Here is a 20,432-nt window from a genome sequence, read left to right as displayed (position 1 = left end):
TCAGACATGGCTCGACCGTTCGGCGGAAATGCCGCGGGTCAGATCAGCGATGTCAGAGATGGAGGGGTCGCGAGGTCAGCGCGTACTCTGCGCGCCCTCACACGTCGGAGGCTGGTCGCTTGACGGATCGGAGACGGCATCGTCGAAAGAACGAAACTGTGTCAATACCGCGTTGAATCCGTAGGACATGATACCTCCCCGTCCCGCCGTGATTGCTCACGACAAGGTCCTGCGTGTGAAAAGACAGCCGCCCCTGAAAAGCCCCAGTCGCGAATGCCCTGCCCGTCTGTACTCGCCGTTCGTTCGGCTTCGCCTCGCGCCTATCGGGGTAGCTTTACGACGTCTCTCATTTGCGCCTGGCGCGAGCGAGACAATTGAGATCCCGCTTGGAGACATTCAGACAAAGAGCTACCATTCCCACATTGCTATGGGTTTCGAACCGACAATCGCTTGTTGAAGCGTCGCCTACGTGCACACCGCCGCCGATTTGCACGCTCGCCCCGTTTCCAAAACCGCGCTGGTCTCAAGATCGTGGGCGCCGCGAACGACTTAAGGAATACACTAAGCGGAAAGACTCGCAACGAAATTGATTCACACTTGAGGCACCAAAAAACTTGATCTGCGTTAACGCCGCGCGCGAGTTGTTCACAGGCTCCGAAGCAAGTTTTTGGATTCGTGCACAGAATCGAAAATGCCGCGCCTCGTGTGACAATTCTCCGCCTACGCCAAAAAACTTTTAAAAATTCGTCACGCACCCGACGCGCGAGCGAATTTTCCAAATGCTTCTCGCTGCTATGTTGATAAGTGATTATTGAGTCATCGCTTTTCGAGACTCGTTTTGCAGGGTAACTCCACGCCGAGACGCGTTCCTGTGAATCTACGGTGTGCAGAAGTTTCGTCGCCCGCGGATTCAATTCGAGCCCGCAGCACAAGGGTTTTTTGCAACGCGGTGAAAGTTTCCGCTGTTGCAAAATTTCGGCAGTAAAACTACGGAACGAAGAATAGCGCAGACGTTGCAGATCTTCCAAACCAAAGATCGAACGTGCCGTGGCTTGCTTGCGTGAATATGACAGCCAACAAAAAAGCCCGGCGCGATGCCGGGCTGTTTGGCGCGCCGATCGGGTCGACCGATCGGATGATCGTGCGAGATTACTTCGCGAGCTTGGCGATCTGCGCGTTGAGGCGCGAGACTTTGCGGCTGGCGTTGTTCTTGTGAATGATGTTGCGCTGGGCGGCGCGCATCAAGGCCGGCTCGGCACTCGCCAGCGCCTTGACGGCAGCGGCGCGATCGCCGGTCTTGATGGCTTCCTCAACGGTGCGCACGGCGCCGCGCATCTGGGTGCGGCGCGACTTGTTGACGGCGGTGCGGCGGGCGATCTTGCGCGTCGCTTTCTTGGCGGAAGTGGTATTGGCCATGGTCTCAATGTCCTTTGCGGTACCGGTCGCGTCTTGGTCGGGTAGCGCCGGCTGCTTGACCGCTGAATCGACGCTCGGATTTAGGGTGTTCGGTTGCTGGGCTGTCCCGGGAACATGAGGCCTCAAAGAGCCTGCACTTGCTCAAAGAACAGCGGCGGCAGGATTGCGCCCACCGCCAGTTGGCGCCCTTATAGAGAGGGTCTTTCGCACCGTCAACGCTTTCGGGAGCTGGAAAACCGGCCTGAACGGGCTGGAGGCGGGCCGTAACGCCCTGAAGAGGTTGAATTTCTGCCGTCGCCCGGCTATTGGCTGGCAACATTCTGGAGGGTCGTCCGATCGCACGACCATGGCAGGTGAGGCATGATCCGCGGCTTTTTCCGACTGATTGGGCTGTTGCTGCTCGCCGGCGGGTTCATCTTCATGGTCTATGACGGCGCCCGCTGGGTGGCCGACCAGACCCTCAAATTCACCCGGTTCGGCCAGTTCTGGAACGACATCAATCAGGCCAGCCAGACCGCGTTCCGGACCTGGGTCGAGGCCAAGGCGCCCTGGCTCTGGACTTCGGTGATCCGCCTGGTACTGGACCAGCCGGTCTTCGCCGTCCTCGGCATTCTCGGCATTTTGCTGATGATCCTGTTCCGCCCGCGCAAACCGCTGATCGGCTATTCCCGGGATTGAGCTTTCAATTCCGGGGATTGAGCGCGCGCGGGCCGCGTAACAAAGCTGCCTGTCGTTGCGTAGATGCCTATATTCCCACCTGATCGCGAGCACGCCGCCTGAGCGCTCGACCTCTTGAGCTCGCTCACGCGACGGACAGCTCGTTTCGGAGACCAATCATGCTGTTCATGCGCAAGACCACCGCGTTGCCGAGCGCAACTGAGGCGCTGCCCGGCCGTGCGCAAGCCATCCCCACCGCGACCACCCATTTCGTCAACGGCGCGAAGCTGCAGCCGCCTTATCCCGCTGGTCTCGAGCACGCGGTGTTCGGTCTCGGCTGCTTCTGGGGCGCCGAGCGCAAGTTTTGGGAGCTCGGCGACGGCATCTACACCACCGCGGTCGGTTATGCCGGCGGTCACACGCCGAACCCGACCTATGAAGAGGTCTGTTCGGGCCGCACCGCTCATACCGAAGTGGTGCTGGTCGTGTTCGATCCGAACAAGATCTCCTACGAGAGGCTCTTGAAGACGTTCTGGGAGAGCCACAACCCGACGCAGGGCATGCGCCAAGGCAACGACGTCGGCACGCAGTACCGCAGCGCGATCTACACCTTCAGCGACGCGCAGAAGAAGGTCGCCGAGGAGTCGAAGGCGCTCTATCAGAAGGCGCTCGCCGCAAAGGGGATCGGTGCCATCACCACCGAGATCGCGCCCGCCGGCGAATTCTACTTCGCCGAAGACTACCATCAGCAATATCTGGCGAAGAATCCCGCCGGCTATTGCGGCCTCGGCGGCACCGGCGTGGCCTGCCCGATCGGAGTTGGTGTGAGCGCGTAAGCGTTCACTGGTGCGACAGGCTCGCTGCACCTCTCCCGCTTGCGGGAGAGGTCGCATTGCATCGCAGATGCAATGCGGGTGAGGGCTCTTTCCTCGTCGGGAATCCCTCTGTGGGGACACCCTCACCCCGACCCTCTCCCGCAAGCGGGAGAGGGAGCGCACCAGGGTCCTTGTCGCACTCATGCGCCCAACAACCCGCGCAACGCTTTATTAACCATAACCGGTGCAAGACTGGAGCCGTCTCGTTTCGAGGGATAGGTCCGGTGCCGGTTGCACGCGCGTTTCGATGGTCGATCTTGGCAGCGTCCCTGGCAGCGTCCGCCGCGCTTGCCCTTGGCGGCTGCATGCAGACCGCCGGCCCCGTCGCGGTGATGCCGCCGCGCGCCGATCTCGACTCCATGGCCTATGGTCAGCCCTACAGCGCGCCGCAGCAGGTCGTCGTTGCCGACGGTGGCGGCGCCATCGGCGCGCTGCGCAATTCCTTTGCCTCTTCGCCCGCGCCGATGCCGGTCGGCTACGCCGCGCCGATGGCGGCGCCGGTGCGCTATGACTCTTCCTATCATCTCGACGCCGGCGACAGGCTTCGCGTCGTGGTCTACGGCCAGGAAGGTCTCACCAACAGCTATGCGATCGACGCCGGCGGCTCTATCACCATGCCGCTGATCGGTGCGGTGCCCGCGCGCGGCCGCACCACGGCGGGCCTCGCCGGCGAAATCGCCGCACGCCTGCGCAACGGCTATATCCGCGAGCCCTCGGTCGCCGTCGAGATCGAGGCCTATCGCCCGTTCTTCATTCTCGGCGAGGTCCTCGCGCCCGGCCAATATCCTTACGTGCCGAACATGACGGTCGAAAGCGCGGTCGCCATCGCCGGCGGCTTCTCGCCCCGCGCCAAGCGCGACGTGGTTACCGTCACGCACACCGAAGCCGGCGGCGCGATGCGCGCGGTCGTCCCCCTCGGCACGCCGCTTGCGCCGGGCGACACGGTGTTCGTCGGCGAGCGCTGGTTCTAGGCTTCCTGTCATTCCGGGGCGCGCGTAAGCGGGAGCTATGATGCGCAATTGCGCATCAGAGAATCCATTCCTCCACCAACTCTGCCGCACGATGGATTCCGGGCCCGCGCTACGCGCGTCCCGGAATGACAGCTTAGGTCGTATCGACGATTTTTCTCCGCCCGCGACCTACCTTCGAAAATCCAGCCGCCCGTTCGGAAAACACCCGTCGATCCGTGTGGCATCCACCACGCGCCCGACCCATGGCCGTGTGATCGCCGGCGTGGTCAGGTTGATGTACTTGCCGACCAGGCGATCCGCGCCCTCGCGCGCCGCGTCGATCAGTCCGTGCCGGCGGCCATTGTCCCAATCGAAGCGCAGATAGAGGCGGCTTCCCGCGACGCGGATTTCTGCGCGCCCCTGTTTCCATCTGTCCGGCGCATCGCCCGCAATGGTCGGATCGGCGCCGCCGTTCCAGCGGCTCTGCCACCAGCCCTCGAGCGGATCAGAGGGCGAAGCGATGGATGCCCATGCGGCTGCGTTGATGTCGGCTGCATCGCCGGACAGCGATGCTGTCGCGGCATAGGCCCGCACCTCGGAATCGTCAGGCGACGGAACGTCCATGGTTCCGAACGGATTGCGGAGGACGAGGTGCGTGATGGCCTGCTGCATGACGAAGCTCCGGCGCGAGTTGCTTGATCCGCCAGCTCTATCGCCGCGCGGCATGATGCAGCCACCCGATTTCTGCTTCCACGTCATTCCGGGGCGCGCGTTAGCGCGAACTATGATGCGCAATTGCGCATCAGAGAATCCATTCCACCGCAGAGTCCGCGGCCTAATGGATTCCGGGCCTGCACCGCTTTGCGGCGCATCCCGGAATGACGGCGCGCTACTTCGTCAAATGCTTCGCGAAAAATGCCATGCTGCGCGGCCAAGCGATGTCGGCGCTGGCCTTGTCATAGCTCGCCCGCTCGTCGCAATGGAAGCCGTGCTGCGCGCCCGGATAGACGAAGACCTCCACATCGGGCCGCTTCGTCTTGATGGTCTCGACGTCGGTCAGGGGAATGCCGGCATCCTTCTCGCCGAAATGCAGCTGCGTCGGTACCTTCGGCGTCTCATCGGCAAAGCGCACGACCGCGCCGCCGTAATAGCCGATCGCGGCCTTGAGGCCCGACAGTCGCGTCGCCGCAACGAAGGCGACGCTGCCGCCAAGGCAAAAGCCGATGATGCCGACCGGGCCGACGCTTCTGGCCGTATCGACCGCCGCTTGGGTGTCGCGCAGCATCGCGGCCCAGTCCGGATTGGCGACGAATTTGCGCGCCTCCGCGATTTCATCGGGCGAATAGCCCGACTGGAAATTGGGCGCGGTCCGGTCGAAGATCGACGGCGCGATCGCGACATAGCCTTCCCCTGCGAGACGGTCGCAGACCGAGCGGATGTGGTGATTGACCCCAAAAATCTCCTGGATCACCACCACCGTGCCCTTCGGCGTGCCCAAGGGATCGGCGCGATAGGCGCCCAGCTGGAAATTGTCCGAAGCCGTCAGCTTGATGTCTTGTCCCACGCGGGTTGTCCTTCTTGGTTGATCATTGATTGAGAGTTCGGATTGCTCCACAAACTCGTCATGCCCGGGCTTGTCCCGGGCATCCACGTCTTGTCTCAGCGCGGAAGAACGTGGATGGCCGGGACAAGCCCGGCCATGACGATCCGGAATTGTCGGCGCGCAGCCACCCTCACTCCCACATCCAGTTCTCGCCGTAATCCTCCTTCCATCCTGCCAAGCGTCCATGGCGGAATTGCAGGAACAGGCGGTGGCGATAGGGGATCAAGCCGCTACCGCCGATGTTGCGCAAAGCGAGGTAGATCTCGTTGCCGGGACGTCCTCGCACATATTGCAGGGGCTGCCCGAGAGCGCGCGCGGTCTGTTCGGCATCCATGCCGAAGGCGAGCGGCGTATTGTTCGACAAGCTCGCGACGAAGGGTCGGCGCGGCGGCATGGTGCCGAACGGCTCGGCCTGCGCAGACATCGATAGCAACATCATGCCAGCAGCCAGCATCATCAGCTTCATCGCCCACGTCCTTGCTTGATCGGCCTATCTCGGCAAGTTCTTCAGGAAAGGCTCGACCGCGTCAACAAAAGCCTTGGGCTGATCGATGTTGACGGCATGTCCGGCGGCGGGGATCACGACCTTTTGTGCGCCGGGGATCTTTGCCGCCATGTAGTCGGACGCCGCCAGGAACGGGGTGTCGTCGGCGCCGACCACGATCAGCGACGGCGCCCTGATCTCGGGCAACAGCTCGATCACGCGCGCGTCGCGCTGGGTCAGCATGCCGCGCGCGGCGAGCGCCAGCCCCCTGGCGTTGCGATGGCTGGCGGTGGCGCGCTCGCGCGTTGCTGATTTCAGCACTTCGAGGCCTTCGCGATCCAGCCGATCGGCGGTGGCAAGCGCCCGCGCGTTCCACGCTTCGCGGGCGTCGTCCTTCTTGAAGCCGGGGCCGGTGTCGATGATCAGCAGCGCGCGGGCGCGCTCTGGATGCGCGCGATAGAACGCGAGCGACATGTAGCCGCCGAGCGAGAGACCACCGATGATGGCGCGCTCAGTGCCGACCGCATCGAGGATCGCCGCCATGTCGCCGACAGTCAGCGCTTCACTGTAGGCCTTGGGATCGTCGGGGTAATCGGACTGGCCGTGGCCGCGCATGTCCCACAGCACGAGCTTGTGGTTCTTCGCGAGCGCATCGATCTGCCCGTGCCACATCGCCGACGTCGAGGAATAACCGTGAGTGAGCAGCAATGGCGGCCCCTCGCCATGGACTTCGTAATAGATCCCGACGCCGTCCCGATTGATCTTCGGCATTGTTTTCCGCCCTTTCTTTTTTGTTCTAGCCACGACTTCAGTGCTTCATCCTCCCCTGGAGGGGGAGGGTCGGCTCACATTTGAGCGCAGCGAAATGTGAGACGGGGTGGGGTGACAGTCTCTCCACGTCGAACAGTGTTTCTCGTGGAGAGATCACCCCACCCCGCTCGCGCTGCGCGCGATCGACCCTCCCCCTCCAGGGGAGGGTAGGTTCGTCGTTGGCAGCATTCTACTTTGCCAAGTTACCTGGAAGAAACTGCCTGAACGCGATGGCACGCATGTCAGATACACGTGCTGTTGTGTCCAGTGGCTGCGTCGCGCCGTTGGCGCGGCGCACAACGAGCAAGTGCAGAGCTAGCTTTTCGACTGCTTCCAAATTGCATTTGCCTCCGCGCGTGAACGCGATCATGCTCGCCGCCAAGGCGGGACGCCAGCCCGGTGGGCGTCCGCCAGACAAGTTGCCGCCGTAAGCGGCTTCATGCACCGGCAGGGGAAGACGCCTATGCCAACTCTCACCATCAACGGGCGGAGTCTGTCCGTGGATGCGGCGAACGACACGCCGCTCCTCTGGGCGATCCGCGAGCAATTGCAGATGACCGGCACCAAGTTCGGCTGCGGTGCCGGGCTGTGCGGGGCCTGCACCGTGCACGTCAACGGCGAAGCCGTGCGCTCGTGCCAGACCATGGTCGGCGACGTCGCCGGCAAGAAGATCACCACCATCGAAGGCCTGTCCGCCAAGGGCGATCATCCCTTGCAGAAAGCGTGGATCGCCGAACAGGTGCCGCAATGCGGCTACTGCCAGTCCGGGCAGATCATGCAGGCGGCTTCGCTGCTTGCGAAGAATCCCAATCCGACCAAGGAAGAGGTCGTGGCGCATATGGACGGCAATCTCTGCCGTTGCATGACCTATTCGCGGATCCAGAAGGCGATCATGCGCGCCGCATCCGAGATGCGCACCGCGTCCGCCACCTCCAGCGAGCGGAGGCCCACATGAACGAGCATGTGAAAAACGTCGCCCTTGAAACGACCGATCTCAGCCGCCGCTCCTTCCTGGTCGGCACCGCCGCGACCGGCCTCGTGCTCGGCTATGCCGGCGTGCCCGGCATCGATTCTGCGGCGGCTGCGGCGCCGGCCAGTTTCGAGCCGAGCGTCTGGTATGCGATCTCGCCCGACGGTCTCGTCACCGTGACCTGCGGCAAGGCCGATATGGGCCAGCACATCGCCTCCACCATGGCGCAGATCGTCTGCGAGGAGTTGGGCGCGAAATGGAGCGACATGCGCGTCGCACTTGCCTCCAACGATCCGAAGTTCAACGATCCCGTGCTGGGCGCGCAGATCACCGGCGGCAGCTGGTCGACCATGATGAACTTTGACGCCATGAGCCGCGCCGGCGCCGCGGGCCGCATGGCACTGACGGAAGGCGCGGCCGCCGCGATGGGTGTGCCGGCCAGCGAGCTCGTGGTGCGCGATTCCATGATCGTGCATCCGAAGTCGAAGAAGCAGATGTCGTTCGCCGAAATCGTGAAAAGCGGCAAAGCGACGAAAACGTTCACGCCGGATGAGCTCAAGGCGATCAAGCTGAAGACGCCGGATCAATACACCATGATCGGCGTCTCGGTGCCGCAGCTCGACATCCCCTCCAAGACCAACGGCACGGCCAAGTACGGCATCGACGTGATGCTGCCGGGCATGGCCTATGGCGCGGTGGTCACGCCGCCGGTGCGCTTCGGCGCCACGGTGAAATCGGTCGACGACAGCGGCGCCAAGAAGGTGCCAGGCTTCATCAAGGCCGTCACGCTCGACGACAAGACCGGAACGACGTCGGGCTGGGTCGTCGCGGTGGCCAGCACCTACGCCAACGCCAAGAAGGCGGCGCAGGCGTTGAAGATCGCCTATGACGGCGGTCCCAACGCCAAGCTGTCGAGCCAGTCGTTGCTCGATGAAGCCATGCGGCTTCAGAAGCTGGAGGATTCCGGCCAGTTCTTCGTCAAGGACGGCGATCCCAACGCCGCGTTCGGCTCGGCGGCAAAAGTGCTGGAGGCGGAATACACCACCAGCATCAACATCCACGCGCCGCTGGAGCCGATGAACGCCACTGCGGAGTTCAAGGGCGACATCCTGCACATCTATTCCGGCAACCAGTTCGCGACGCGCTCCGGCGCGATCGCAGCCGGCGCGGCCGGAATCGATCCGAAGTTCGTGGTCATGCACCAGATGTGGCTCGGCGGCGGCTTCGGCCGCAGGCTCGATGCCGACATGATGATTCCGGCGGTGCAGGCTGCGAAGGCGGTCGGCAAGCCGGTGAAGGTGATCTACTCGCGCGAGAACGACATGACGATGGATTTCTCGCGCCCGCTCACCTATCAAAAGGTTAAGGCCGGCGTCGACGGCGATGGCAAGCTCATTGCGATCAGCCACGACGTGGTCTCGGCCTGGCCGACCGCGCGCTGGGGAATCCCCGACTTCCTGACGCCGTCGGTCGACAAGAAAGGTCCGCTCGATTCCTTCACGGTGAACGGGGCCGACTTCTTCTACACCGTGCCCAACCATTATGTGCGCGCGATCAAGAACGAGCTCGCGCACAACGCCACGCCGTCGGGCCAGCTCCGTTCGGTGGCGCCGGGCTGGACCTTCTGGGCGGTCGAAAGCATGATCGACGAGATCGCGGCGGCGGCGGGCAAGGATCCGGCGCAGTTACGCATCTCGCTGCTCGATGGCGCGGGCAAGAACGACGGCGGCGCGCAGCGGCTACGCAACACGCTGCTCGCCGCGATGGGGTTGTCCGGCTACGGCACCAAGCAGCTGCCAAAAGGCGAGGGCATGGGCGTGGCCTGCGTCTCATCGCAGGAACGGGCGACTGCGAGCTGGACGGCCTGTGTCGCCCATGTCGCGGTGGCGCCGTCGGGCGCGGTGACCGTGAAGAAGCTCACGGTCGCAACCGACGTCGGCACCCAGGTGCATCCCGACAACATCCGCGCCCAGGTCGAGGGCGCGGCGCTGTGGGGCCTGTCGCTGGCGATGTATGAGAAGGCGACACTCAAGGACGGTGGCATCGAGCAGACCAATTTCGACAGCTATACGCCCTTGCGCATGAGCCAGACGCCCGAGGTCGCCGTCGCCGTGATTGCCAATGGCGAGAAGGCCACCGGCGTCGGCGAGCCCGCGGTGACGGTGGTGGCCCCCGCCATCGGCAACGCCATCTTCAACGCCTCCGGCGCCCGCGTCCGGGCGCTGCCGATCACGGCCGAAGCCGTGAAGGCGAGCATGAAGGCGTGAGGCGAGGCAGGCTGCTCGACAAGGCTGCATGAGATGGTCCGCCGGAGGGCAACCTCCGGCGGATTTCCTTTGGGGTCCCCTGCATCTCCATAACTCGCCGTCATGCCCGGGCTTCCACGTTCTGCGTGCCGCGGGCAAGACGTGGATGGCCGGGACAAGCCCGGCCATGACGGAGACTGTCATGGTTAAAAATCCCTCTTTGTTATCAATGGTCCGGCTACTGTGCATGGGGTTGTTTTTTCGACTTTTTGTTTGGAGCCGCCCATAGCGGAAATCCCTCAAATTGCGCTCAATTCCGCAGGGTTCCATTGAGCACGCCTCTTAAGGGCGAGAGAACCTGATCCGGCTTAGGCTTAAGGCCAATACTCGTGCTCTCGGTTCCTTTTGGGGAAGTTCATGAACGCCTCAGCCAAACCCGCCGCCAAACGCCGGCTTCTGCTCGCTTCCGACCGGAGCGACGAGAGCAGCGAGCTCGTCAGCATCTTGAAAGCGGTCGGTGAGGTGTCGACGGTCACGACCCAGGACATTCCCGAGAAGCCGTCGCGCGATCTCTCCGGCCTCATCGTCGACATCAATTTGCGCTCGCCCGAGAGCGTGCAGCGGGTACGCAACAAGCTGCGCGGCGATGCCTATCGGTCGATGCCGCGACTGTTCGTGCTCGCCGACGCCCTGCATCACGGCACCATGCAGGCCTGGGCGCTGGGCGCCACCGACACCATCTCGCGCCCGCTGCAGGCGGACGCCATCCTTCAGCGCATCCGCTCCGCCTTCCCGGACACCGCCGTCTATGACGCGACCGACCGCGGCAAGACGCTCAACCGCGGCGTCGAGGCGGCGCATGCGGTCCTCGCCAAGATGTTCGAGAAGCTGCCGCTCGGCGTGCCCCTGACCTTCGACGACGTCATTGCCGCCGAGAGCAAGATCCTGAAGGCGATCAAGCACTCCTCGCTGCGCGAATGGCTCACCACGGTCGGCTGCCACCATGTCGGCAGCTATCGCCACTGCCTGTTCGTCACCGGCTTTGCCGTCGCCTTCGCGCAGCATCTCGGCATGCGCGAGGACGACCAACGCCGCCTGACCCGCGCCGCGCTGCTGCACGACGTCGGCAAGGCCTTCGTTCCCTCCGCGCTGCTTGACAAGCCCGGCAAGCTCACCGACGAGGAGATGGCCGAGGTCCGCCAGCATCCGCGCCGCGGCTATGACGCGCTCGCCGCGCAAGGCGGCTTCCCGCCGGAGATGCTCGACGTCATCTTGCATCACCACGAATTCCTCGACGGCTCGGGCTATCCCAACGGCCTGTCGTCGAACCAGATCAGCGACATCGTGCGGCTGACGACGATCGTCGACATCTACGCCGCCCTGGTGGAGAAGCGTGCCTACCGCATGCCCTTCACCCACTCGCGTGCGTTCACGATGATGGAAGGCATGGGCGGCAAGCTCGACCAGCAACTGTTGCAGGCGTTCCGCCCAGTGGCGCTGGGGTCGTTTTGATTTCATCGTCGTCCTGGCCTTCGCCAGGACGACGTTGTTGCAAGAGCTCGCGCTACCCCACCATCTTCCTTAGCTCCGCCTTCGCCACCTTCTCCAGCGTCGAGCGCGGCATGTCGTCGACGAGCCTGATCTCGCGCGGCACCTTGAAGTCGGCAAGGCCGGCGCGGCAGGCCGCCATCACGCGATCATGCAGGTCGGGCGCAGCACCGGCGACGCCGCCCTGGGGGATGATGAAGACGACCGGCACCTCGTCCAGCATCGGATGCGTCTTCGCCACCACCGCCGCCTCGCGCACGCCGGGAACCAGCGCGATCACCTGCTCGATCTCGGAGGCCGCGACGTTCTCGCCGCCGACCTTCAGCATGTCCTTGGCGCGGTCGCCGAACTTGATGAAGCCGTTCTGAATCCGTTCGACGCGGTCGCCGGTGAGGAAGAAGCCGTGCTCGTCAAAACTCTCGCGCGTCGCCTTCTCGTTGTGCAGATATTCGGCGAACAGCGACAGGCCGGGGATGCCTTGATCGAGAGATTGCCGGTGCCGCCGACGTCCGTCGGCCGGCCGTCGTCGTCGGTGATGCGGATCTGATACTCACTCGCCGCGCGGCCGATCGACATGGGTATGTTGGGCCGGTCGACCTCGCCGACGATGCCGTGGGTGATGGTCTCGGTCATGCCCCACCAGCCGATGATCTTGACGCCGAACGCGGCGAAGGCCGGCGGCTCGTTGATCGCACTGCCCCACAGGCGGAATTTGTGGTCGTTAGGGATCTCCTGCTCGAGCAGCGCTTTCATGCAGAACGGAATCGTCGAGGTCCAGGTCGAGCCGTGCTCGCGCGCGACGCGCCAGAACCGGCTGGCGGAGAAGCGTGGCTGGATCACGCAGGTGGCGCCGACCCACAGCGTCGCCAGCATGGAATAGGCCAGCGCATTGGTGTGGAACAGCGGCAGATAGGTCTGGTGCACGTCGCCGGCATGAAGGTCTTCATGCGCGGCGTTGATCTTGGCGCCCCACAGCGCGTTGGCGTGGGTCCACAGCACCGCCTTTGGGCGCGACGTGGTGCCTGATGTGTACTGCACGCTACACGGCGCGAGTGGATCGGTGGCGCGCCCGGGGCGATCTGCGCTCTCAGTGAACAGGGACTCGAAACTGTCGCCCCGCGCGACCGCTTGCGCCGGCGCTGTGCCCGCATCGTGCGAGGTCACCGCCATCCAGCGTATGTTGCGGCAGTTCTGCGCGACAACTTCCGCATAGGCCGGCTGCGTGATCGCGGCGACCGCGCCGCAATGATCGGCGAAGTACGCGATCTCGGCCGGCGCCGAGCGGGTGTTGGTGGTCACCGCGACGGCCCCGAGCTCGACACAGGCAAACCACGCCAGCATCGCCTCGATGCAATTGTCGAGATGGATGAGCACATATTCGCCCGGCCTGACGCCGCGCCTTGCGAGGCCTGCAGCGAGGGCGCCGACCCGCTCGTGAAACTCGCCATAGCTCCAGCGCCGCGCCGGCGCATTGAACGGCGCCCAGATCAGGAACGGATGTGTGCCGCGCACCTCGGCGCGCAGCTTCAGGAGCCATGGCACATCGAGCCCGTCGAAAGGGCCCACGATTCCGGCGGCGGTCTGTTGAATGGGCATGTGTCCTCCCGTGCAGCCTGCATCTTGATGGTGGCTGTCTTTGGATTATTGCGTCTTCCTGCCACCCGATGGCGCGGGAAGCAAATGGCGCGGGGGCGCTCGCTCTCTCCTCCGTCATTGCGAGGAGCCCTTGCGACGAAGCAATCCAGAGTCGCTCCGCGGATGCATTTCTGGATTGCTTCGCTTTCGCTCGCAATGACGGTGCTTGAGGCCGGCCGTCAGGCCCTAATCCTCGTACGACGAGATCTCGATCAGGCTGCCATCGGGGTCCCGGCAATAGACCGAGCGCAGCGTGCCGCGGGCGCCTTGCCTCGGGCCCGGCCCTTCCTCGATCGCGACGCCATGGGCCTGCAGATGCGCCACCACCTCTTCGGGAGTGGCGGAGGTGAGGAAGCACAGATCCTCGCTGCCGGCGGTTGGGTGATCCGCGGTGAACCATTCCACCTTGTCGCCATCACGCGGCCGCACGTTGATCTTCTGGTTACCGAATTGTAGCGAAGTCCGCGGCGCTTTGCCGCCGCCGGGGTCGAACACCTTGACTTCCATGCCGAGAATCTTGCGGTACCACTCCGCGGTGACCGCAACGTCGGCGACGTTGATCACGAGATGATCGAGAGCTTCGACCTTAACCGGCATGTCTCATCCTTTCGTCGTGATGCGCCCCGTGCACTTTCCGCCTGCGGCAAGCTTTGTTACAACCCCCGCCGACGAAACTTTCAAGATATCCGGCCTTCAAGAACAACACTGGGAGAACCCTTGAGATGATCACTCGCCGTACCGCGCTGGGCCTGCTTGCCGCCAGTCCGCTTGCAGCCACCCCGCTGTCCAAGGCCCTTGCCGCCGATTATCCGGCCCGTCCAGTGAAATGGGTGGTCGGCTATCCGCCGGGCGGTGCCACCGACATCCTGGCGCGGCTGCTCGGCCAGCGGCTGTCGGAACGGCTCGGCCAGCAATTCGTGGTCGAGAACAAACCGGGCGCCGGCAACAATATCGCCACCGAGTCGGTCATCAACGCCGAGCCCGATGGCTACACGCTGCAGCTGGTCAACCCGGCCAACTACATCAACGCCTCGCTCTACGCCAACCTGAAGTTCAACTTCGTGCGCGACATCGCGCCGGTCGCCTCGTTCCAGCGCGTGCCGAACGTGATGACCGTGAACAAGGACGTGCCGGCCAAGAACGTCGCCGAGTTCATCGAATATGTGAAGGCCAATCCCGGCAAGGTGAACATGGCCTCGTCCGGCAACGGCACCTCGGTGCATCTGTCCGGCGAGATGTTCATGGCCATGACCGGCTGCAAGATGCAGCACGTGCCCTATCGCGGCGCGGCGCCCGCGATCACCGACATGCTCGGCGGCCAGGTGCAGGTGATCTTCGACAACATGCCCTCGATCATCCAGCACATCCGCTCCGGCAGCTTGCGCGCAATCGGCGTCACCACCACGGAACGCTCGCCGCAATTGCCCGACGTGCAGCCGATTGCCGACACCGTCAAGGGCTATGAGGCCAGCGCGCTGTTCGGCATGGGCGCGCCGAAGAACACGCCGAAGGAGATCATCGCCAAGCTCAACAGCGAGATCAACACGCTGATGAAGGAGCCTGACATGGCCAAGCGTCTGGTCGAGCTCGGCGGCGAGCCGCGGGTGCAGACGCCCGAGGCGTTCGGCGAGGAAATCAAGGCGGAGACCGAGAAGTGGAAGAAGGTCGTCGAGTTCGCCGGCCTGAAGGTCGAGTAGCGATCTTGTGATGAGCGTGATTGGAGCCCTGCCGTTCGGCAGGGCTTTTTTCTTGCGCGCGCGATACACTTGATCTGGAATAAACCGGCGCGACGAAACCTCGTGAGGATGGTGGCGTATCTGACGCCAGCAAGAGAGGAGTTGGATCATGCGCAACACCCAATTGGCGCTGCTGACGCTTGGCGTGACGGTCCTTGCCGGTTTCGCCACCATTCTCCCAGCCGCCGCGCGCGACTATCCCTGGTGCGCGCAAGGCGGCGAGTACGACTATCCCGGCGAATGCGCCTACAGCACCTATGAGCAGTGCCAGGCCAGCATCTCCGGCCGGCTGTTGTACTGCGGTCGCAATCCTCGCTTTGGCTACGGCCAGATGCAACCTCAGCCGCGAGTGCACCGCCGCACGCGCGCCGTCGCGCCATACTAGCGCAACCCACGTTCCCCACTGACCCGCTGCCTGATCACGCGCTCGTGCAGAACCGCGTGCGGAGGTTCTGGCTTGACGCATCCCGATTCGCATTTATACTAAACCTAATGGTTAAGTATCAAGATGAGACGCTGGACCGGACCTTTGCGGCGCTATCCGACCCGACGCGGCGTGCCCTGCTGGCACGGCTCGGCGAGCAGGACAGCCTGTCGGTGAGCGAGCTGGCCGCACCGTTCCCGATCTCGCTGCCGGCGATCATGAAGCATCTCGACGTGCTGACGGATGCGGGCCTGATCGTGCGGGAGAAGACCGGGCGCACGGTCGCCTGCCGGCTCACCGCGCAGCCGATGGGGCAGGCGATGAACTGGCTCAATCGCTATGCGCAATTCTGGTCCGACAATCTCGATCGCCTCGCCGCCTTCGTGGAGGAAGAGACATGGCCAACGCAGCCGTCAGCGCCGATCTCAGCGCCGCCGAGCGCCCAACGGAATGCCCAAGCCTCACGCTCACGCGCCGGCTCCGCGCGCGGCCGGAAAAGGTCTACGCGGCCTGGACGCAAGCCGAGCAGCTAGCGCAATGGTTCGGGCCGCCGAACATGAAGCCTGCGACGGTTCGAGCCGAGCTCGACGTCCGCACCGGCGGCAGCTTTCGCATCAGCTTCACCCGTGATGACGGCGAATATTTCGAGGCCGGCGGTACCTATCGCGACGTCGTGCCGAACGAGCGGCTGGTCTTCACCTGGGCCTGGCATTCGACGCCGGAGCGCGAATCGCTGGTGACGATCACGCTGAAGCCGGACAGCGCCGGCACCTTGATGGTCTTCCATCACGCCCAGTTCTTCGACGAAACCGCCCGCGACAACCATTTGCGCGGCTGGAGCTCGTTCTTCGACAAGCTCGATGCCTTCGTCGCCTGATCCCGATCAGAGGAGGACACCATGCAGCAACATCAGATCGTCTCGCGCGAGCAATGGATCGCCGCCCGCAAGGCGCATCTCGCCCATGAGAAGGAGCTCACCGCGGCCCGCGAGCGTCTGGCCGAGGAGCGCCGTGCATTGCCCTGGGTCAAGGTCGACAAGAACTACGTGTTCGACGGACCGAACGGCAAGCTGACGCTCGGCGATCTCTTCAAGGGCCGGCCGCAGCTCGTGGTGCAGCACGTGATGTTCGCACCCGATTGGGACGCCGCCTGCAAGAGCTGCTCGTTCTGGGCCGACGGCTTCGAGCGCATGGTGCCGCATCTGGCCGCGCGCGATACCAGCATGGTTGCGATTTCGCTTGCGCCTGTTGCCAAGCTCGACGCATTCAAGAAGCAGATGGGCTGGACCTTCGACTGGGTCTCTTCGGGAAGCAACGACTTCAACTACGATTACGAAGTCTCATTCACACCCGAGCAGATCGACAAGGGCGTGCCGAAGTACAATTTCGGCACCACGCCGTTCTACGGGCCCGAGTTGCCTGGCATCAGCGTGTTCTTTCGCAACGAGGCCGGCGAGATCTTCCACACCTACTCATGCTTCGCCCGCGGCCTCGATATGATGAACGCCGCCTATCAGTACCTCGACCTCACGCCGCTCGGCCGTCACGAGGACGGCTTGCCCTATCCGATGGACTGGGTTCGCCTGCGCGACCAGTACGAACCGCAGGCGACCAAGGAGGCGTGCTGCCACGGGTGAGGGGAGCGGTTCGTTTCTCGATGTCGTCCTGGCGAAGGCCAGGACCCATACCGCGGAATCTATCGATGGCGCTCGGTTGTCGCACCGAACGACCAATCTTCGCCAAACCCCTTGTTGGGGTAATGGGTCCTGGCTTTCGTCAGGACGACGTCGGAGGTTAGGCGCGGTCGGTGCCCGCCTTCACCGCTTCGCGTCGACCTGCTCCGTCGCGTTGCACGAGATCAGCATCGTATAGGGCCGGGCATTGCCGGCGATGTCGGTCGTCTTGAGCTCGCCCTTCGGCTCGGCGGTCTGGTAGGGCACCACGGAATTGTCGAGGAAGTCGCGCAGCGCGCCGGTCTTGATGGCGAAGTTGATGTTTTCGGGGATGTTCCCGGTTGCGACCGCGATCCGCAGATTGTCGAGCTTTCCGGTGACCACACCCACGACCTGCCCGGTGGTGTCGAACAGCGGGCCTCCGCTATTGCCGGGCTGCACGGGCGCGCTGATCTGCAGGAAACGCGAATCGTTGCGCATGCCACTGAGCGAACTCACGATACCGGTGGTCACGGTGAAGTCCGAGCTCAGCAGCCCGTGATAGGGAAAGCCGATCGCGACGACGGAATCGCCGGAGCGGATCGAGCGGTCGCGAATCCGGGCAAACTCCTTGAACGTCGCTGTCGACGGCGCCTGCAAGAGGGCCAGATCGTTGTTTGCATCGCTCGATACGACGCGCAACACCATTGCGGCCTCGCCCGTGAGATTGCCCTTGAGGTCGCTGCAACCCTCGATCACATGGTTGTTCGTGACGATGTGCCCATTGGCGCTGACCACGAAGCCGGTGCCGCTCTTGGACTTGGCGGACTTGCTGGCCGGCGGTGGTGCCTGCTTGTCCGCTGTGGCCGCTGGCTTCGCTGTACCCTTGGTGAAGTCCCCCGCCTTGCTGAGCCCGTCCGCCTTCACCCGCGTGACGCAGTTCGCCAGCGCCGCGACCATGGGTGCCGTCGACGTCAACACGAACTGGAGTGGCTTGCTGCCGTTGGTCGTCACTACCATCAGGCTTGCCTTCTGGAAGGTGCGAGCGACATTGAGGGGCAGGATGGTCGTCACCATGTTGGGGGCGTTGGAGGTCGCAAACAACCTGGCCTGCTCCTGGCCGTCGAAGATGAAGTCGACGGGCGCGGTATCGCCCTTGTTGAAGCGAAAGCCGGGGCTGGCAAGGCTCAGAAGCCAGGAGCCGGCCGCATTCTGCGCGACGACGAGACTCACCCCGTTGGCGTAAGGCGCGGTGGCCGCACAATGCGAGAATGCTCCCGTCTCATCATTGCTGAAAGCGCCGCCGATCCAGTTGCCGACATTGACGGAGCCGAACGGTCCCGCCGCATGTGCGACGCTGACGACACCCACGTGCAACAAAGACGCAACGACAAATGACTTAAGCCACATACCAGCCCCCGGAAATGCTTTTCGCTCCATCTTATCTGTGGGACGCGGTGTCGCGCAACCGCCAGTTGTTCTTTCAGGTCCGATCTGGCTGTCGCGACATCCGGGCTTGCCTTTACTCTGCAGTGCTATATACTTTGCAATACAAAGTAACAGGGCTCTGGGTAGCAGGGGCGGAACGAGGTTTTGGCGTTGCCAATGCGCGATCTCGACAAGGCGCTGGCCGACATCGTGACGATCCGCAGCCAGATCGCGGCGGGCACCGCGTTCCGCGGCTACGGCCCGGCGACAATGGCGGCGACAGGTGCCGTCGCGCTCATCACCGCGGTTCTGCAATTCTGGTTGCTCGGCGATCCCACCAGCGAGCCGCTCGACTTCTTCATCGGCTGGTTCATCGCCGCGGTGCTCTCCGGCCTGATCATCGGGATCGAGATGCGCGCGCGCTCGCGCCGCCATCATTCCGGCCTGGCCGATGCCATGATCCACCAGGCGGTCGAGCATTTCCTGCCCGCAGGCGTCGCCGGCGTGCTGCTCGCGGTGGTGATGTGGAAATTTGCGGCGGAAACGCTGTGGCTGTTGCCCGGCTTGTGGCAGATCCTGGTGTCGCTCGGCATCTTCGCCTCCGTCCGCTCGCTGCCGCGTACCGTCGCGCTCGCCGGCGCCTGGTATTTCGTGTCAGGCTTTGCAGTGCTGGTGCACGCCAGCCAAACCCACACGCTGTCGCCATGGACCATGGGTCTGCCCTTCGTGATCGGGCAGTCGGTGATGGCCGCCATTCTGTATGTCGCGTCCGGAGACCATGATGCCGAAGTCTGACAGCGCGCCGTTCTCCTATGAAGGGCTCGATCGCGTGATCCACGAGAAGGCAAGGCTCGGCCTGCTGACCTCGTTGATGGCGCATCCCAAGGGGCTGGCATTCGCCGACCTCAAACAGCTTTGCGGCCTCACCGACGGCAATCTCAGCCGGCACCTTGCCGTGCTGCAGGAGGCCGGCCTCGTCGAGATGACCAAGGGTTATGAGGGCAATCGCCCGCACACGACCTGTCGCCTCACCAAGTCCGGCCGCCGTCGTTTCCTCGATTATCTCGCCGTGCTCGAACGCCTCGTGCGCGATGCCGCCAAGGCCGCCGGCCGCGAGGCGCCGCCGCTCGGACGCCTCGGTTTCGTTTCGACCTGAACCCCCCTTTTTGACCGGAGACTTTGTAATGCAAAGTAACCCTGTGTCCTGCGACGACAAGCTTCACGTCGGCATCATCATGGACGGCAACGGCAGATGGGCGACGCGGCGCGGTCTGTCGCGCCTGCGCGGCCACGAGGCCGGCGTCGAGACGATCCGACGCATCGTCGAGACCGCACCCAAGCAGGGCATCGGCACGCTGACGCTCTATGCCTTCTCCACCGACAATTGGCGCAGGCCCAAGGCCGAGGTCGCCGCGCTGATGACGCTGCTACGCTTCTACCTTTCCAATGAAGTGCAGAGCCTGGTCAAGAACGGCGTGCGCCTCACCGTGATCGGCCGCCGCGACCGTCTGCCCGACGGCATCGCCAGCGCGATCGCGCGTGCCGAAGAGGCGACCGCCCAAGGCGGCACGCTGCATTTGCGCATCGCGGTCGATTACTCCGCGCGCGACGCCATCCTCAATGCCGCGGCGAAGGCCGCGGCGCTGACCAGCCTCACCCGCGAAGCGTTCTCGCAGCTCGTCACCGGCGAGGCCGGCCTGCGCGACGTCGATCTCATCATCCGCACCTCGGGCGAGAAGCGGCTGTCGGACTTCCTGCTCTGGGAAGGCGCCTATGCCGAGCTGCACTTCACCGAGCGGATGTGGCCTGAATTCGATGCCGGCGATCTCGCCGAGGCGCTCGCTGCCTTCCATGGCCGCGAACGCCGTTTCGGCGGCCTCCAGGCGATCATGCCCGAGGAGGTGCCTGCGCTCTCACGCGCGTGACGCCGGCCTTCACTTGCTGTAATCTCGAGCAAGCGCAGGGCGTGGATCCTGCTCTACTGTCGCCGCGAGGGGAG

Annotated in this window: 20 protein-coding genes and 2 pseudogenes; 14 read left to right on the top strand and 8 right to left on the bottom strand. The window is 64.0% G+C overall.

The genetic code is table 11. The annotated features are described in order from the left end of the window. Positions 1 to 1,149: 1,149 nt before the first annotated feature. Positions 1,150 to 1,416: a 30S ribosomal protein S20 gene (gene rpsT, locus ACNJX8_RS41170; RefSeq protein ID WP_439359184.1), complete on the bottom strand. Its 267-nt coding sequence runs from the start codon at positions 1,414 to 1,416 to the stop codon at positions 1,150 to 1,152. A gap of 360 nt (positions 1,417 to 1,776) precedes the next feature. Here rpsT and ACNJX8_RS41165 point away from each other — a divergent pair, with 360 nt between their 5' ends. From ACNJX8_RS41165 to ACNJX8_RS41155, 3 genes are all read left to right on the top strand, one after another. Then, entirely contained in the window at positions 1,777 to 2,094 is a 318-nt protein-coding gene (locus tag ACNJX8_RS41165; protein ID WP_091898220.1) for a hypothetical protein, read from the top strand. Positions 2,095 to 2,252: 158 nt separating this feature from the next. After that, complete coding sequence (gene msrA / locus ACNJX8_RS41160) at positions 2,253 to 2,909, top strand: peptide-methionine (S)-S-oxide reductase MsrA (protein ID WP_439359183.1); 657 nt, start codon at positions 2,253 to 2,255, stop codon at positions 2,907 to 2,909. Between the two features lie 263 nt (positions 2,910 to 3,172). Continuing rightward, positions 3,173 to 3,919 carry a polysaccharide biosynthesis/export family protein gene (locus tag ACNJX8_RS41155; RefSeq protein WP_439359182.1) on the top strand — a complete coding sequence of 249 codons (747 nt, stop codon included), beginning with the start codon at positions 3,173 to 3,175 and terminating at the stop codon, positions 3,917 to 3,919. Positions 3,920 to 4,087: 168 nt separating this feature from the next. On the opposite strand, the gene ACNJX8_RS41150 is transcribed toward ACNJX8_RS41155, so the two are convergent. From ACNJX8_RS41150 to ACNJX8_RS41135, 4 genes are all read right to left on the bottom strand, one after another. Then, positions 4,088 to 4,570 carry a hypothetical protein gene (locus ACNJX8_RS41150; protein WP_439359181.1) on the bottom strand — a complete coding sequence of 161 codons (483 nt, stop codon included), beginning with the start codon at positions 4,568 to 4,570 and terminating at the stop codon, positions 4,088 to 4,090. 217 nt (positions 4,571 to 4,787) lie between these two features. Then, positions 4,788 to 5,462, bottom strand: coding sequence for a dienelactone hydrolase family protein (locus ACNJX8_RS41145; protein ID WP_439359180.1), 675 nt, complete (start codon positions 5,460 to 5,462; stop codon positions 4,788 to 4,790). A 169-nt stretch (positions 5,463 to 5,631) separates the two neighbouring features. Next, entirely contained in the window at positions 5,632 to 5,967 is a 336-nt protein-coding gene (locus ACNJX8_RS41140) for a hypothetical protein (RefSeq protein WP_128930355.1), read from the bottom strand. Positions 5,968 to 5,991: 24 nt separating this feature from the next. Next, positions 5,992 to 6,756: an alpha/beta fold hydrolase gene (locus tag ACNJX8_RS41135; RefSeq protein WP_439359179.1), complete on the bottom strand. Its 765-nt coding sequence runs from the start codon at positions 6,754 to 6,756 to the stop codon at positions 5,992 to 5,994. 502 nt (positions 6,757 to 7,258) lie between these two features. Here ACNJX8_RS41135 and ACNJX8_RS41130 point away from each other — a divergent pair. From ACNJX8_RS41130 to ACNJX8_RS41120, 3 genes are all read left to right on the top strand, one after another. Next, on the top strand, positions 7,259 to 7,750 hold the full coding sequence (locus tag ACNJX8_RS41130) for a (2Fe-2S)-binding protein (protein WP_036002624.1): 492 nt from the start codon (positions 7,259 to 7,261) through the stop codon (positions 7,748 to 7,750). Beyond that, positions 7,747 to 10,032 (top strand): molybdopterin cofactor-binding domain-containing protein, encoded by a 2,286-nt coding sequence (locus tag ACNJX8_RS41125; RefSeq protein ID WP_439359178.1) that lies wholly within the window; start codon positions 7,747 to 7,749, stop codon positions 10,030 to 10,032. Before ACNJX8_RS41130 ends, ACNJX8_RS41125 begins: the two co-directional genes overlap by 4 nt. 396 nt (positions 10,033 to 10,428) lie before the next feature. After that, positions 10,429 to 11,523, top strand: a complete 1,095-nt coding sequence (locus ACNJX8_RS41120) for an HD-GYP domain-containing protein (RefSeq protein WP_439359177.1) — start codon at positions 10,429 to 10,431, stop codon at positions 11,521 to 11,523. A 52-nt stretch (positions 11,524 to 11,575) separates the two neighbouring features. Here ACNJX8_RS41120 and ACNJX8_RS41115 read toward each other — a convergent pair. Next, positions 11,576 to 13,155, bottom strand: a pseudogene (locus ACNJX8_RS41115) (AMP-binding protein). Between the two features lie 225 nt (positions 13,156 to 13,380). Next, positions 13,381 to 13,791, bottom strand: coding sequence for a VOC family protein (locus tag ACNJX8_RS41110; protein ID WP_439359176.1), 411 nt, complete (start codon positions 13,789 to 13,791; stop codon positions 13,381 to 13,383). Between the two features lie 125 nt (positions 13,792 to 13,916). Between ACNJX8_RS41110 and ACNJX8_RS41105 the strand changes: the two genes are divergently transcribed. The 5 genes and pseudogenes from ACNJX8_RS41105 (at position 13,917) to ACNJX8_RS41085 (ending at position 16,990) form a co-directional block, all read left to right on the top strand. Continuing rightward, the gene (locus ACNJX8_RS41105) at positions 13,917 to 14,891 is read left to right on the top strand and encodes a Bug family tripartite tricarboxylate transporter substrate binding protein (RefSeq protein ID WP_128930349.1); all 975 of its coding nucleotides are present in this window, start codon (positions 13,917 to 13,919) and stop codon (positions 14,889 to 14,891) included. Between the two features lie 148 nt (positions 14,892 to 15,039). Continuing rightward, positions 15,040 to 15,315, top strand: a complete 276-nt coding sequence (locus tag ACNJX8_RS41100; RefSeq protein ID WP_128930348.1) for a DUF3551 domain-containing protein — start codon at positions 15,040 to 15,042, stop codon at positions 15,313 to 15,315. 107 nt (positions 15,316 to 15,422) lie between these two features. Beyond that, the gene (locus tag ACNJX8_RS41095; protein ID WP_439359175.1) at positions 15,423 to 15,887 is read left to right on the top strand and encodes an ArsR/SmtB family transcription factor; all 465 of its coding nucleotides are present in this window, start codon (positions 15,423 to 15,425) and stop codon (positions 15,885 to 15,887) included. Between the two features lie 11 nt (positions 15,888 to 15,898). After that, a pseudogene (locus ACNJX8_RS41090) lies at positions 15,899 to 16,231 on the top strand (SRPBCC family protein); the annotation flags it as partial. 21 nt (positions 16,232 to 16,252) lie between these two features. Further along, positions 16,253 to 16,990 carry a DUF899 domain-containing protein gene (locus ACNJX8_RS41085; RefSeq protein ID WP_439359174.1) on the top strand — a complete coding sequence of 246 codons (738 nt, stop codon included), beginning with the start codon at positions 16,253 to 16,255 and terminating at the stop codon, positions 16,988 to 16,990. Between the two features lie 180 nt (positions 16,991 to 17,170). Here ACNJX8_RS41085 and ACNJX8_RS41080 read toward each other — a convergent pair whose 3' ends face one another. Beyond that, complete coding sequence (locus ACNJX8_RS41080; protein WP_439359172.1) at positions 17,171 to 18,415, bottom strand: S1C family serine protease; 1,245 nt, start codon at positions 18,413 to 18,415, stop codon at positions 17,171 to 17,173. A gap of 195 nt (positions 18,416 to 18,610) precedes the next feature. Here ACNJX8_RS41080 and ACNJX8_RS41075 point away from each other — a divergent pair, with 195 nt between their 5' ends. Genes ACNJX8_RS41075 through ACNJX8_RS41065 form a run of 3 tightly spaced genes read left to right on the top strand, consistent with a single transcriptional unit; the run spans position 18,611 to position 20,358 of the window. Next, on the top strand, positions 18,611 to 19,228 hold the full coding sequence (locus ACNJX8_RS41075) for a hypothetical protein (RefSeq protein ID WP_439359171.1): 618 nt from the start codon (positions 18,611 to 18,613) through the stop codon (positions 19,226 to 19,228). Further along, complete coding sequence (locus ACNJX8_RS41070) at positions 19,215 to 19,589, top strand: transcriptional regulator (protein ID WP_439359170.1); 375 nt, start codon at positions 19,215 to 19,217, stop codon at positions 19,587 to 19,589. Before ACNJX8_RS41075 ends, ACNJX8_RS41070 begins: the two co-directional genes overlap by 14 nt. Positions 19,590 to 19,617: 28 nt before the next feature. Continuing rightward, positions 19,618 to 20,358 carry a di-trans,poly-cis-decaprenylcistransferase gene (locus tag ACNJX8_RS41065; protein WP_439359169.1) on the top strand — a complete coding sequence of 247 codons (741 nt, stop codon included), beginning with the start codon at positions 19,618 to 19,620 and terminating at the stop codon, positions 20,356 to 20,358. Positions 20,359 to 20,432: the final 74 nt, after the last annotated feature.

The sequence above is a fragment of the Bradyrhizobium sp. SPXBL-04 genome (genome assembly GCF_051853035.1).
Classification (GTDB): Bacteria; Pseudomonadota; Alphaproteobacteria; order Rhizobiales; family Xanthobacteraceae; genus Bradyrhizobium; species Bradyrhizobium zhanjiangense.
The sequence above is the reverse complement of the archived record's forward strand: the minus strand, read 5'-3'. Positions and strand labels throughout refer to the sequence as shown.